Annotated in this window: 9 protein-coding genes and 4 tRNA genes; 4 read left to right on the top strand and 9 right to left on the bottom strand. The window is 55.0% G+C overall.

Annotated features, from left to right (window positions below; all coding sequences use genetic code 11):
- Positions 1–15: 15 nt before the first annotated feature.
- Genes amiB through nnr form a run of 3 tightly spaced genes read right to left on the bottom strand, consistent with a single transcriptional unit; the run spans position 16 to position 3,652 of the window.
- Positions 16–1,656: an N-acetylmuramoyl-L-alanine amidase AmiB gene (gene amiB, locus EA20_RS0105630; protein WP_024965905.1), complete on the bottom strand. Its 1,641-nt coding sequence runs from the start codon at positions 1,654–1,656 to the stop codon at positions 16–18.
- Between the two features lie 2 nt (positions 1,657–1,658).
- Entirely contained in the window at positions 1,659–2,132 is a 474-nt protein-coding gene (gene tsaE / locus EA20_RS0105635) for a tRNA (adenosine(37)-N6)-threonylcarbamoyltransferase complex ATPase subunit type 1 TsaE (protein ID WP_024965906.1), read from the bottom strand.
- Complete coding sequence (nnr, locus tag EA20_RS0105640) at positions 2,129–3,652, bottom strand: bifunctional ADP-dependent NAD(P)H-hydrate dehydratase/NAD(P)H-hydrate epimerase (protein WP_024965907.1); 1,524 nt, start codon at positions 3,650–3,652, stop codon at positions 2,129–2,131. The genes tsaE and nnr overlap by 4 nt, the downstream gene beginning before the upstream one ends.
- Between nnr and queG the strand changes: the two genes are divergently transcribed.
- The gene (gene queG, locus EA20_RS0105645) at positions 3,651–4,790 is read left to right on the top strand and encodes a tRNA epoxyqueuosine(34) reductase QueG (protein ID WP_024965908.1); all 1,140 of its coding nucleotides are present in this window, start codon (positions 3,651–3,653) and stop codon (positions 4,788–4,790) included. The two genes, nnr and queG, sit on opposite strands and share 2 nt — an antisense overlap.
- A gap of 312 nt (positions 4,791–5,102) precedes the next feature.
- Here the strand turns inward: queG and EA20_RS0105650 are convergent.
- The 6 genes from EA20_RS0105650 to orn form a co-directional block, all read right to left on the bottom strand.
- Positions 5,103–5,178: transfer RNA gene (locus EA20_RS0105650), tRNA-Gly, on the bottom strand.
- A gap of 226 nt (positions 5,179–5,404) precedes the next feature.
- Positions 5,405–6,196 carry an A24 family peptidase gene (locus EA20_RS0105655; RefSeq protein WP_152540212.1) on the bottom strand — a complete coding sequence of 264 codons (792 nt, stop codon included), beginning with the start codon at positions 6,194–6,196 and terminating at the stop codon, positions 5,405–5,407.
- A gap of 401 nt (positions 6,197–6,597) precedes the next feature.
- Positions 6,598–6,673: transfer RNA gene (locus EA20_RS0105660), tRNA-Gly, on the bottom strand.
- 28 nt (positions 6,674–6,701) lie between these two features.
- Positions 6,702–6,777 (bottom strand) — tRNA-Gly (locus EA20_RS0105665).
- A 28-nt stretch (positions 6,778–6,805) separates the two neighbouring features.
- Positions 6,806–6,881, bottom strand: a tRNA-Gly gene (locus EA20_RS0105670).
- Between the two features lie 415 nt (positions 6,882–7,296).
- Positions 7,297–7,842 (bottom strand): oligoribonuclease, encoded by a 546-nt coding sequence (orn, locus tag EA20_RS0105675; RefSeq protein ID WP_024965910.1) that lies wholly within the window; start codon positions 7,840–7,842, stop codon positions 7,297–7,299.
- 96 nt (positions 7,843–7,938) lie between these two features.
- Between orn and rsgA the strand changes: the two genes are divergently transcribed.
- The 3 genes from rsgA (at position 7,939) to mscM (ending at position 13,353) form a co-directional block, all read left to right on the top strand.
- Positions 7,939–9,000: a small ribosomal subunit biogenesis GTPase RsgA gene (rsgA, locus tag EA20_RS0105680; protein ID WP_024965911.1), complete on the top strand. Its 1,062-nt coding sequence runs from the start codon at positions 7,939–7,941 to the stop codon at positions 8,998–9,000.
- A 108-nt stretch (positions 9,001–9,108) separates the two neighbouring features.
- The gene (asd, locus tag EA20_RS0105685) at positions 9,109–10,008 is read left to right on the top strand and encodes an archaetidylserine decarboxylase (protein ID WP_024965912.1); all 900 of its coding nucleotides are present in this window, start codon (positions 9,109–9,111) and stop codon (positions 10,006–10,008) included.
- Positions 10,009–10,017: 9 nt separating this feature from the next.
- Positions 10,018–13,353, top strand: a complete 3,336-nt coding sequence (gene mscM, locus EA20_RS0105690; RefSeq protein WP_024965913.1) for a miniconductance mechanosensitive channel MscM — start codon at positions 10,018–10,020, stop codon at positions 13,351–13,353.
- Positions 13,354–13,382: the final 29 nt, after the last annotated feature.

Here is a 13,382-nt window from a genome sequence, read left to right on the forward strand (position 1 = left end):
AGGCTCCTTGGTTGGTTAAGACGCCGGGATGGTCAGCGTCTGGCCGAGCATAACATTCTGTGACTTCATATTATTCGCCTGCTGGATCGCTTTGGCGCTGACGCCATATTGAACCGCAATAGCGGTCAGCGTGTCACCTCTTACGATTTTATGCTTCGCGGGCCGCTTTGCTACTGATGCGCTGACCTGATTTCCCGCCGGCACTTTCAGCCGCTGCCCCACCCAGACACCATCTTTTTTTAGCCTATTCAGGCTGCGCAAGGTCGACATACTGACGCCATAATGCGCTGCAATGCCTGACAGCGTTTCGCCACGCTTCACGACATGACGCTGGGTCGCGCCGGAATAAAGGGCGGAAGCGCCGGAGTTCCCTGCTGAATCAACCGCCGTTGCGGAGTGCAACGGACGGTTTTCCGCCTTTGGGAGCGTTTGTAGCGGATGCGCCAGGAAGTAGTTGCGGAGTCCCTGATGAATCGACTCGGCAATCTTCTGCTGGTACGCGCTGCTGCCAAGCAGCCGCTCCTCCGAAGCGTTACTAATGAAGCCGGTTTCCACCAGCAGCGAGGGGATATCGGGTGAACGAAGAACGCCAAGACTGGCATGCTCTGGCCGTTTTTTATGCAGCGAGCCTACCTGCTTCAGCTGCGCCAGTACTTTAACCGCAACGTCATACCCCACGCGCTGGGAATGACCGAATTGCAGATCCAGCACCGCCTGACTGAGATAGGGGTCAGCCTGGCTGTTAGCCAGAAGATCGCCGGCGCCGCCCAACAGTTCTGACTGTTTCTCGTGCTGCTCCAGCCAGCCAGCCATCTCGCTGTTTGCGCGGCGATTTGAGAGCACCCACACTGAGGCGCCAGACGCGCTGCGGTTAGGCGCAGCGTCGGCGTGGATAGAGACCAGCACGTTTGCGTTTTGCTTTCGCGCCACCTCTGAACGGCCCATGACGGAAATAAAATAGTCGCCGTCGCGGGTCATCACGCCTTTAAACATCGGATCTTTGTTCAGAAGCGCTTTCAGCTTGCGTGAAATCGCAATGGTGACGTTTTTTTCTTTAAGCCCTCCCCGGCCGATTGCGCCGGGATCCTGTCCGCCGTGTCCCGCATCAATCGCCACGATAACAGCCTCGTTTTCCGCTCTGGGCGTTTTCCCGGGCCGGGCAACCTCGTTTCCGCTGGTGACGGTTGTCACCGGATTGGTTTTGAACGGGTTTTCAGAGGGCGCTGAGGGTGCCGGGCGGGGAGCGGCGCTACTGGCCGCGTTTGCAGATCGAGAACCGCTAATCGTAAACACTACGTTGTAGTTGCTGCCGCTGCGCTGGGTGACAGCACGCGTTTTACCCGGCTGGGTTAATTCGAAAACCAGACGGATACTCTGGCTGTCCTTAGGCTGGCTTGAGCGGATGCGCTTTACGATATTCTGACCGCTGAACGTCAGCGGCAGCCCCTTCACCACGCCGCTCTGGCGGATGTCGAGCACCACACGCTCCGGATTGTGCAGGGGGAAAAAACCATAGATAGGCTGGCCGCTGAAGCTCAGCGTAACGGTGGCTCGATCGTCACCGTTCGCGACTTTGATATCTGACAAACTGGCAGCAACGGTTGCAAACGAACTGAGTAAAAGTGCCAGTATCAGACCAAACTTCATGCGCAACATCATCAACAACCTTTTTCCATAATTATCTGCTGCACCATCGCTTCGCCAGCGGGGGAACAGGCGTGGAGCTCAGCCTCACGCGCTTCGCCCTGATAGCGCAGATGCAGCTCAAGATCGGGCACAGGCAGTACACCGGCCCCCTGCTGCGGCCATTCAACCAGGCAGAGACTTTCATCGGTGAAGTAATCGCGGATGCCCATAAACTCCAGCTCTTCAGGATCGGCAAGGCGATAAAGATCGAAGTGATAGACCCGACGATTCGGCAAAATGTAAGGCTCGACGAGCGTATACGTTGGGCTTTTCACATTCCCTTTATGGCCGAGTGCCTGCAGAAATCCCCGACTGAAGGTTGTTTTCCCCGCGCCCAGATCGCCATAGAGATATATCGTTACCGCACCTTTACAGGCACTGGCCAGGCTGGCACCAAGTGCAAGGGTGGCTGCCTCATCAGGCAGTGTGATTACACAGCTCTTCATTCTTTTGTATTTAACATCTCTGGGTTGACAAACAGATACAGCTCGGAAAAAAGATCGGTCGCTAACATCCCCCGGGTACCGTGACGAAGCGCCACGGCTTCGGCGGCGGCGCCATGTGCCACGCAGCCCGCGCAAGCTGCATCATACAATGAGAGCTTTTGTCCCAACAAACCGCCAATTATGCCGGAGAGCACATCCCCCATGCCGCCGCTGGCCATCCCTGCGTTACCCACATCGGCAAACGCCAGTTGACCTTCAGCACTGGCAATCAGGGTGCCGGCGCCTTTCAGTACCACCACGCCGCCGTAGCGTTTAGCCAGCTGCTGCGCTGAATGTAAGCGATCGCTTTCGATTTCGCTCGTTTTGACGTTCAGCAGCCTTGCCGCTTCGCCTGGATGCGGCGTAAGGATTCGATTTTGACGCTTATCAGGACTGATTGCCAGCAGGTTAAGCGCATCTGCGTCCCAGAGCATCGGTTTCTGAGCATTTTCTATCTTCCTGAGCGCATTTTTACCCCAGCTTCCCTGGCCTAAGCCCGGGCCAATCACAATAACATCGGCCCAGTCCAGCGCCTGTTCAATAGCATCATCGCTTAACTCCTGCACCATCAGCTCCGGGCGAGCCGTTAACAAAGGCGCGATATTTTCTTTGTGAGTAAGCACTCGCACTAATCCTGCGCCGGCCCGCAATGCCGCTTCGCCGGTCATCCGAATCGCTCCTGCCGTGCCAAGTTCTCCGCCAACGATCGCAAGTTTGCCCTGATCGCCTTTATGAGAGGTGGGCCGCCTCGGCTTCAGCCAGCCACTGAGGGAGGTCGCATCAAAACGGGCGTAAGGCGCGACTTGCCCGGCGATAAAAGGATCGAGGCTTAGCGCATGAAAATGCAGCTGGCCCACCACATCCCTCGCTTTGCCTGTTAACAGCCCCGGTTTCAGTGCAATAAAGGTCAACGTATGAGCGGCAAAAACGACCTCCCCTGGCGTAGTACCGTTTGCTGCGACCAGGCCCGAGGGCACATCAACGGCAAAAACCGGTGCTGAGTGAGCATTTACTTTGGCGATCAGTTCAGCGTAAGGCGCTTCAGGAGAACGGCTCAGCCCGGTACCCAGCAGCGCATCTACAATCAGCTCTACATTCTCCGGCCAGTAAGCGGCTGGCTCGTGGATTATCCCCCCCGCCGCCAGCCAGGCTTCACGCGCCTGTGCCGCTTCTTCCGGTAGCGGTTTCGTTCCCTCGCAGGCAATCACGGTCACCGACAGCCCGGCGGATTGTGCCAGCCGGGCAATGATAAAGCCGTCGCCACCATTATTGCCATGTCCGCAGAGCACCAGCCAGTGTTCCGCGGAGGGCCAGAGCGCACGTAGTTTTGCGAAAGCCGCTTCTCCGGCACGTTGCATCAGTTCGAACAACGTGATGCCAAGGCTGTCTGCACCTTCTTTCTCGAATTGCGCCAGCGTCTCTACAGGCCAGACAGAATAAGGTAAACTGGGGCTGTTTTTTTGTCTGTTTAGGTTAGTCATGTCGCATCCTCTCGATCTCCATCAGCTTGCCCGGGATATTAAACAGTGGGGGCAGTCGCTCGGTTTTCAGCAAGTCGGTATCTGTGATACCGATCTGAGCAGCGAAGAACCGCGCCTTCAGGCCTGGCTTGACAAGCAGTATCATGGCGAGATGGAGTGGATGGCACGTCACGGCATGATGCGCGCCCGTCCCCATGAACTGCTGCCAGGTACGCTGCGGGTTATCAGCGTACGGATGAATTATCTGCCAGCGAAAGCGGCCTTCGCCAGTACCCTGAAAAATCCTCAGCTCGGCTATGTCAGCCGCTATGCGCTGGGCAGGGACTATCACAAAGTATTACGCAACCGACTAAAAAAGCTTGGCGATAAAATACGCGAACGCTGTGCCGAAGCTCAGTTTCGTCCTTTCGTGGACTCAGCGCCACTGCTCGAAAGGCCCTTAGCAGAGAAAGCCGGGTTGGGCTGGACGGGCAAACATTCGTTGATTCTGAATCGTGAAGCAGGCTCCTGGTTTTTTCTGGGAGAACTCCTGATCGATCTGCCGCTTCCCGTCGACAGTCCGCAGGAGGAACAGTGTGGCCGCTGCGTGGCTTGTATGACCATCTGCCCCACAGGCGCGATTGTAGAACCCTATACCGTTGATGCCAGGCGTTGTATCTCTTACCTGACGATAGAGCTGGAAGGTGCCATTCCTGAGGAGTACCGGCCACTTATTGGTAACAGAATTTATGGCTGTGATGACTGTCAGCTTATTTGTCCCTGGAATCGTTACGGTCAGCTGACCGATGAGGATGATTTCAGCCCGCGCGCTTTGCTGCATGCACCGCCTTTAACCGAGCTGTTTAAATGGGATGAGACGCAGTTTCTGCGGGTGACGGAAGGTTCTGCCATCCGCCGTATCGGTCATCTGCGCTGGCTACGTAATGTGGCCGTTGCGCTGGGGAATGCGCCCTGGTCAGAAGAAGCGCTCAAGGTACTTGCTGCCCGGCGAGGTGAAAACACCCTGCTTGATGAGCATATAGAATGGGCGATTCAACGGCAGCTGGCGGCCAGGAGTAAAGATGCAGTTGAGTTACAGAGCTCACAGCATAAGCGACTGGTCAGGGTCGTGGAAAAGGGATTACCGCGTGATGCATAACTGAGCAATGGAGGAATATCGTGCGGCAGATAAGTTTCCCACAGGCTGTGTATAAAATTAAAAAATCGTTGTCATTCAAATGTCACGGAAAGCACAAGCGATCCAGTTAACAATTTGACACATTAGATTTATTTTATAAAACAATCAATTACTGATTATCGTTAGATTTATACATAGTCAGATGTATGGGTTTAGCCAATACAAACCTGTGCATAACTCTGTTGACGAAGTTTTTATATGCGCGAAAATGACGACGCGCAGCGGCATTCGCGCTGTGGATAATTTCAACCGTGGACGTTTAGAAAACCTGTCTGGAGCGGGAAACGAGACTCGAACTCGCGACCCCGACCTTGGCAAGGTCGTGCTCTACCAACTGAGCTATTCCCGCTTAAGGCGCTGACGTCTGAAAAAAAGGAGAAAAAAGCGACAAAACCAACGTAACCTATTGATTTTTAATTAACTCTCTATCCCGAATTTCGGAGCGGGGGGCATTATGGCCTTATTGCTTTCCGATGACAAGATCTTTTTAGCGTCCCGCATCAATACGTCCCCCCCAAAAAGCGCGCAAAACGGGTGAGTTTCTTCAGCACTGACGCTCTAAAAAAGCAGTTTAATCAACAAGTCGCATTAATCAGTATCAGCCATCCTGCCGCAGCCAGCGCGGGGCCAAAAGGAACAGGGTTGTCGAAGGTTTTTTTACTTCTCATTCTGGCAGTAATTATGTAGAGCAGACCGATCAGCGAAGCAATAAGCAGAAGAACAGGCAGACTTTGCCAGCCTGTCCAGGCGGCCAGGCCTGCCGCCATCTTACAATCGCCATATCCCATGCAGGTTTTACAGAATATCTTCTCTCCCAGCCCGCAGAGCAGTCTGAGCGCCATATACCCCACCATCCCTCCCGCTACCGCATCGGATAACGCAACAAAAGTCCCGTTCAAATTAAAAAATAATCCTGTCCAGAGCAGCGTCAATGTCAGGGTATCCGGTAACAGCAACGTATTGAAATCGATAGCGGAAAGCGCCAGCAGTAACCAGCTAAAGATCAGCAGACCGGTCAACACAGTGCCAGGCGGATAAAGAAAACCAGCGAACAGACACAACATCAGGGACAGCGCTTCAATCAGTGGATATTGCCAACTGACAGACTGCCCGCAATAGCGACATTTCCCCTTTAGCACCCACCAGCTGATAAGCGGCAGATTGTCGTACCAGCGAAGGACGCTCTGACAGGATGTACAGTGCGACGGTGGATATAAGAGGTCAGAGATGACGGTGGAATCAGGATGTGCAGATAAGATATTTACCGGCAAACGGTAGATGACAACATTTAAAAAACTTCCCACGCTCAGGCCCAGTACTGCCATTCCTGAAAACCAGAGTTCAGGAAAACGTTGTGAAATATCCATGATCGCGTCCACCCATTATTATCCTTTACTCCCGATCTCACCCTCAGAAAGTAGCATTGCCCTGTGCCCGGCTACAGCAGAATAACGTCTGTATGCGGTGCAAGTTCCACTAAAGATTTTCCGGCTACTTTGTCTGGTTATTTCCTGCGAAGCGGGTCGAAAGGCGACGGACGGAAACAGCCAAATCAGCAAGCTGACGTACCTGATCGCGAACTTGAACCGTGGAGACGCCAGGTGTTGGGTGTTGGGTGTTGGGTGTTGGGTGTTGGGTGTTGGGTGTTGGGTGTTGGATTCGGAATGTAGATGATGGCGTTTGGCACCGCAAAATGACAGGCACAAAAAAAGGAACCGCAGTTCCTTTTTCCGTTAATTGCACGCCTTAACGGCCTGCAAATCTTATCTGGAGCGGGAAACGAGACTCGAACTCGCGACCCCGACCTTGGCAAGGTCGTGCTCTACCAACTGAGCTATTCCCGCATTGATGCTGATACCTGTTGTCGCGTTTTGGAGCGGGAAACGAGACTCGAACTCGCGACCCCGACCTTGGCAAGGTCGTGCTCTACCAACTGAGCTATTCCCGCACTGACGCTGGTACCTGTTGTCACATTTTGGAGCGGGAAACGAGACTCGAACTCGCGACCCCGACCTTGGCAAGGTCGTGCTCTACCAACTGAGCTATTCCCGCTTAAAATGCTGACTGCTGTTTCAACAACGTTAACTTATTATAACGAAACTGGCTACCTCTTTAAGGTAACTGCTTGTTTAAAAAGAACTTTATCAAAACCGCATTCTGGAACGTGGGGAATTATGAACGTATCAGGGGGGAATGGCAAGCCCTTTCTTCACCCAGCCGTTTAAGTGGTTATTACGCAACCAGGCACCACGAAAACAGTCTGTAAGCGCCTCTTTTCTATTTAAAGAGAGAAGCGCATACGCCGTTTACTGCCTCTATATCGCCCTGGCAAGGCTTCTTTTTATCCGCTTAAGGCAGTATGACCAGAAAAAAAGAGTTTGCGATGGGCAAATAAACAGATTGTTGTCCTGCGTCTCATGACATCCTCTCTCCAAAGGATGCCGCTGGAGTTCGCTGGCACGGTAGATTACAGCCTGAAGAGCTGCTCGCGATACCAGCTCAACTCGGCAACGGACTCCCGGATATCATCCATCGCCTGGTGTGTCCCCTGCTTTTTGAAGCCGGTCAGCACCTCAGGCTTCCAGCGCCGGGCCAGTTCTTTAACCGTACTGACATCCAGATAACGATAGTGGAAATACGCTTCTAACTCCGGCATGTATTTGAACAGGAAACGGCGATCCTGTCCGATGCTGTTGCCGCAGATAGGCGAACTGTTCTCCGGCACCCACTGCTTCAGAAACGCAATAGTCGCCAGCTCGGCAGCGCGATCGTCAACCTTACTTGCTTTAACACGCTCAACCAGCCCACTGCCGGTATGCGTTCTCACATTCCATTCATCCATCAGCGCGAGCTGCGCGTCTGACTGATGAACAGCGAAAACCGGACCTTCTGCCAGAATGTTCAGATCGGAATCGGTGACCAGGGTGGCAATCTCAATAATGCGGTCCTGCTCCGGATCAAGCCCGGTCATTTCAAGATCAATCCAAATCAGATTATTGGCATTTACAGTCATGGGGTTCCTCGCCGTGGCTTATATCATCAAACGTAAGGGTGTATCATAAACGTTTTGCCCTGTCAGGGCGAAGCCTGCCAAGCCTTGTGAGGAAGAGTGAGTAAAAACAAACTGTCGAAAGGTCAGCAACGTCGCGTCAGCGCCAACCATGAGCGCCGCCTGAAGCAGCGTGCGGATAAGCCAGAGCCGGACGACAGCCTGTTCGGTGAAGCGCGCGATGGCGTCGTGATCAGCCGCTTTGGTATGCATGCTGACGTGGAAGATGCGGATGGATCGGTTCACCGCTGTAATATCCGCCGCACGATCCGCTCGCTGGTCACCGGCGATCGCGTACTCTGGCGTCCCGGCCAGGAAGGCGGCGCCACCGTAAAAGGGATCGTCGAAGCTGTCCATGAACGGACCTCAGTACTGACCCGTCCGGACTTTTATGATGGCGTAAAGCCCATTGCCGCCAATATTAATCAGATCGTGATCGTTTCAGCCATCCTGCCGGAGCTTTCGCTCAATATTATCGACCGTTATCTGGTAGCAAGCGAAACGCTGGATGTGGAGCCGCTGCTGGTCCTGAATAAAACTGACCTGCTTGATGATGAAGGCCGCGCCTTTGTCGATGAACAGATGGATATTTACCGCAAAATTGGTTACCGCGTCCTGATGGTTTCCAGCCACCGTAAGCGGGGTCTGGCAGAACTGGAAGCTGAGCTTACAGACCGCATCAGCATTTTCGCGGGCCAGTCCGGCGTGGGCAAATCCAGCCTGCTTAACGCCCTGCTGGGGCTGGAACTGGGTGAGGGAGAGATCCTGACCAATGACGTTTCTGACGTCTCAGGCCTGGGACAGCACACCACCACGGCGGCCAGACTCTATCATTTCCCGCACGGCGGCGACGTCATAGACTCACCTGGCGTCCGGGAGTTCGGTTTATGGCACCTTGAACCGGAACAAATCACCCGCGGGTTTGTCGAATTCCGTGAGTTTTTAGGCCATTGTAAGTTCCGTGACTGCAAACATGATACCGATCCCGGCTGCGCCATTCGCGAAGCCGTGGAGAACGGTGAAATCGATGAAGCGCGCTTTGAAAATTATCACCGCATTCTGGACAGCATGTCAGATATGCAGCTGAAAACGCGCCGTAACTTTTCTGAAAGCAGCGACTGAACTTGCCTGCCCGCGCTTCCACGCGGGCAACATAGCCTAATTGTAAGGGCACTGGTACAATCCGCCCCCCTTTCTTTAACTGCTATCTGATCAAGCCAGGAGGCTACCGTGTTGGATCGTTTAAAACTCGGCCTGAATCATGTTTTACCTAAAAAAGCCCTGACGGAACTGGCGGGCTGGGGCGCAGGAAAGCGCGCCGGCTGGCTCACCAAAGCGGTGATTGATGCTTTTGTCTGGTTCTATAAAGTCGATATGTCCGAAGCGCAGAAACCGGATACTGCCAGCTATCGCACGTTCAACGATTTCTTCGTCCGTCCCCTGCGCGATGAAGCCCGCCCGATTGAAACCGATCCCAATCTGCTCGTTCTGCCGTGTGATGGCGCAATCAGTCAGCTGGGTCATATTGAGGGCGATCAGATTTTCCAGGCGAAAGGACACACCTACTCGCTGGAAGCGCTGCTTGCGGGCGATCGCGCCATGGCGGAGATGTTTCGTGACGGCGAATTCGTTACGACCTATCTGGCCCCTCGCGACTATCATCGCGTACATATGCCCTGTAACGGTATCCTGCGTGAAATGATCTATGTACCGGGCGATCTCTATTCGGTTAATCCCCTGACGGCGCAGAATATCCCTAATCTTTTCGCCCGTAATGAACGCGTTATTTGTCTGTTCGATACTGAATTCGGACCGATGGTGCAAATTCTGGTCGGTGCCACCATCGTCGGCAGCATCGAAACGGCTTGGGCAGGGACCATAACGCCGCCTCGCGAAGGTGTGATCAAGCGCTGGAGCTGGCCGGGGGCGGAAGAAGATGGTGCGGTTGTCCTGCTGAAAGGTCAGGAAATGGGCCGCTTTAAGCTCGGGTCAACGGTGATCAACCTGTTTGCGCCTGGCAAAGTCAAACTGGCGGAAAGCCTGACGCCTGAAACCATTACACGTCTGGGCCAGACGCTGGCCATTGCACTGCAAAAAACCAGTGCGGAAGACGTCTTACACCACTCATAGCAGACTCCTATGTTACGCCTGATTCTTACTATTTTGTTGAGCTGGATGCTTCTCCAGCCCGCCTGGTCAGCCAGCCCGCCGGATGCCGGCCAGATCAGACAGCAGCTTGAAGAAGCCCAGTCTGACAAAAATGCGCCGAATCAGGCGGAAAGGGTGGAGATCCTTCAGGCCACCCTGAACTGGCTGGAAGAGCGGCAGGCTTCGCTTGAGAATATCAATGCCTATCAGCAGGTTATTGACGATTTTCCGAAATTAAGCCGCGAGCTTCGCCAGCAGGCAGCCTCACTACTGGATAAAGAGAAAAGCGTGCGCAGCACGATGACGGCAGCCGAGCTGGATCAGGAAATCCTCCAGGTGAGCAGTCAGCTACTGGAGGAGAGCCGTCAGGCGCAGCAGGAGCAGGAGCGTGCCCGTGAAATCAGCGATTCACTTTCCCAGCTTCCACAGTTGCAGTCGGAGGCTCGCCGTGCGCTGAATGAGATCGAGCGCCGTCTGCAGGGCCAGGCGGCGTCCGCCACGCCGCTGGCGCAGGCGCAGCTAATCTCTCGTCAGGCCGAATCAGCCGCCCGGAAAGCCCGGGTGGACGAACTGGAACTCGCTCAGCTTTCGGCGAATAACCGCCAGGAGCTGGCGCGTATGCGCAGCGAAGTGCACCAGCGTAAGGCCTCTCAGCTCGACACCTACCTTCAGGCATTACGCAATCAGCTCAACAGCCAGCGTCAGCGTGAGGCGGAACTGGCACTGGAGCTTACCGAACAGTTAGCGGAGAACAGCGGCGATTTGCCGGAAAGTATCAGCCAGCAGTTTCGCGTGAACCGTGAACTTTCTGCCGAACTCAACCAGCAGGCACAACGTATGGATCTGATCGCTTCGCAACAGCGGACAGCGACCAATCAGACCATTCAGGTGCGGCAGGCGCTGGGCACAATCCGTGAACAGTCAGAATGGCTGGGCGTATCCAATTTGTTGGGAGAAGCCCTGCGCGCCCAGGTGGCACGCCTGCCGGAGATGCCAAAACCGCAACAGCTCGATAATGAGATGGGGCAGCTACGTGTGCAGCGTCTTTACTATGAGGATCTGCTGGAGCGTCAGCAGTTGCTCCGCCAGTTAAAACAGGATGACGGCAAGCCGCTCACCAGCGAGCAACGCCGGATCCTTGATGCCCAGTTGAAAACCCAGCGCGAGCTGATTAATTCGCTGCTTGCCGGCTGCGATAACCTGATTCTGGAAGTCACCAAGCTGAAAGTCGCCAACGGGCAGCTTGAAGATGCTTTAAATCAGGTGAAGGAAGCCGCGCACCGCTATCTCTTCTGGACGGCGGATGTCAGCCCCGTCGGCCTCAGTTTTCCGTTAGATCTGATCCGGGATCTGAAGAGCTTGCTCTCGCTCGACACCTTAGGTCAGATGGGCGGCGCGCTGGTAATGATGTTCACCAGCAAGGAAACCGTGGTGCCGATTCTGGCCGCCCTGCTGCTGGTTGGTTTCAGCCTTAGTTCACGGCGCCATTTCCGGGAGTTTCTCAACCGCTCCTCGCAGAAGGTGGGTAAGGTTACCCAGGATCAATTCAGCCTGACGATGCGCACCGTTTTCTGGTCGATTCTGGTGGCGTTGCCGGTGCCGGTACTGTGGATGGCGTTTGGCTACGGCTTGCAGCACGCCTGGCCCTGGCCCATCGCGGTTGCGATAGGCGACGGCGTGACGGCGGCGGTTCCGCTGCTCTGGGCATTTATGATCAGCGCCGCCTTTGCGCGTCCCCAGGGCCTGTTTATCGCCCACTTCCGCTGGCCTCAGACCCGCGTAGCGCGGGCGATGCGCTTTTACTCTCTCTGTGTCGGGCTGGCCGTGCCATTGATCATGCTGCTGATTAGCTTTGATAATCTTGACGATCGGCAGTTCTCCTCCACGCTGGGGCGGCTCTGCTTTATTCTGATATGCGGCACGCTCAGTCTGGTGACCGTCAGCCTGAAACGCGCCGGTATTCCGCTCTATCTTGATAAAGAAGGTAGCGGCGAAAATGTGATCAACAGTATTCTCTGGAACCTGATGATTGGCATCCCGCTGCTCGCTGCGCTCGCCTCCTGCATCGGTTATCTCGCCACCGCCCAGGCGCTACTGGCACGACTGGAAACCTCAGTGGCTATCTGGTTCCTGCTGCTGGTGATTTACCATATTATCCGTCGCTGGATGCTGATTCAGCGGCGGCGTATCGCTTTCGATCGCGCCCGTACCCGCCGCGCTGAAATTCTCGCCCAGCGTGCTAAAGGAGAGGAAGAGCTTTCCGCTCAGCAGGCCAGTTCAGATACGCTTGACGTTGAGGAGCCGGTTATCGATCTGGATGCGATCAGTGCGCAGTCCCTGCGCCTTGTCCGCTCGATCCTTACGCTGATTGCGCTGCTCTCGGTCATTGTGCTCTGGTCAGAGATCCATTCCGCGTTTGGTTTCCTGGAAAATATCCGGCTGTGGGATGCCAGCACGACCGTGCAGGGCGTGGAAAGTCTGCAACCTATCACGCTGGGTTCGGTGCTTATCGCCATTCTGGTGCTGATCATCACCACGCAGCTGGTACGCAATATGCCCGCCCTGCTTGAGCTGGCACTGCTACAGCACCTTAATCTGACGCCGGGGACCGGCTACGCCATTACCACCCTGCTGAAATATATGTTGATTCTGGTGGGCGGGCTGCTTGGATTTTCCATGCTCGGCGTTGACTGGTCGAAGCTGCAGTGGCTGGTGGCCGCGCTGGGCGTCGGGCTGGGGTTCGGCTTACAGGAGATTTTCGCTAACTTCGTCTCCGGCCTGATTATCCTGTTTGAAAAGCCGATTCGTATAGGTGATACCGTCACTATCCGCGATCTGACCGGCAGCATTACCCGCATTAACACTCGCGCCACCACCATTACCGACTGGGACCGCAAAGAGATTATCGTGCCGAATAAGGCCTTTATCACCGAGCAGTTTATCAACTGGTCGCTTTCCGATTCGGTCACCCGCGTCGTGCTGACGATCCCCGCCGCGGCAGAAGCCAACAGTGAGGAAGTGACCAACGTGCTGCTGACGGCCGCCCAGCGCTGCCAGTACGTGCTGGATACGCCGCCGCCGGAAGCTTTCCTGGTTGATTTACAGCAGGGAATTCAGCTGTTTGAGTTGCGTATTCACGCGGCAGAGATGGTGCACCGTATGCCGCTGCGGCATGAGCTGCACCAGCTTATTTTGCAGGGCTATCATGAGCATGGTCTGGAAATGCCGTTCCCGCCGTTTCAGGTCAAAATGGAAACCGTCGGCGGTAAAACGGCGCGGGATCCAGCCGCTCCGGTGGCGCGGACTTACAAATCAGGCGGACTCTGACATTATGCGCGGGGCAGCCCCAGAAGGTT

The organism is Pantoea sp. IMH, assembly GCF_000599885.1.
Taxonomy (GTDB): domain Bacteria; phylum Pseudomonadota; class Gammaproteobacteria; order Enterobacterales; family Enterobacteriaceae; genus Erwinia.

Bases quoted from the DNA above. Each gene is read 5' to 3' on its own strand.
- nnr (WP_024965907.1), bottom strand. From the start codon at position 3,652: ATGACTAACCTAAACAGACAAAAAAACAGCCCCAGTTTACCTTATTCT.
- amiB (WP_024965905.1), bottom strand. From the start codon at position 1,656: ATGTTGCGCATGAAGTTTGGTCTGATACTGGCACTTTTACTCAGTTCG.
- tsaE (WP_024965906.1), bottom strand. From the start codon at position 2,132: ATGAAGAGCTGTGTAATCACACTGCCTGATGAGGCAGCCACCCTTGCA.
- mscM (WP_024965913.1), top strand. From the start codon at position 10,018: ATGTTACGCCTGATTCTTACTATTTTGTTGAGCTGGATGCTTCTCCAG.
- EA20_RS0105655 (WP_152540212.1), bottom strand. From the start codon at position 6,196: ATGGATATTTCACAACGTTTTCCTGAACTCTGGTTTTCAGGAATGGCA.
- queG (WP_024965908.1), top strand. From the start codon at position 3,651: ATGTCGCATCCTCTCGATCTCCATCAGCTTGCCCGGGATATTAAACAG.
- orn (WP_024965910.1), bottom strand. From the start codon at position 7,842: ATGACTGTAAATGCCAATAATCTGATTTGGATTGATCTTGAAATGACC.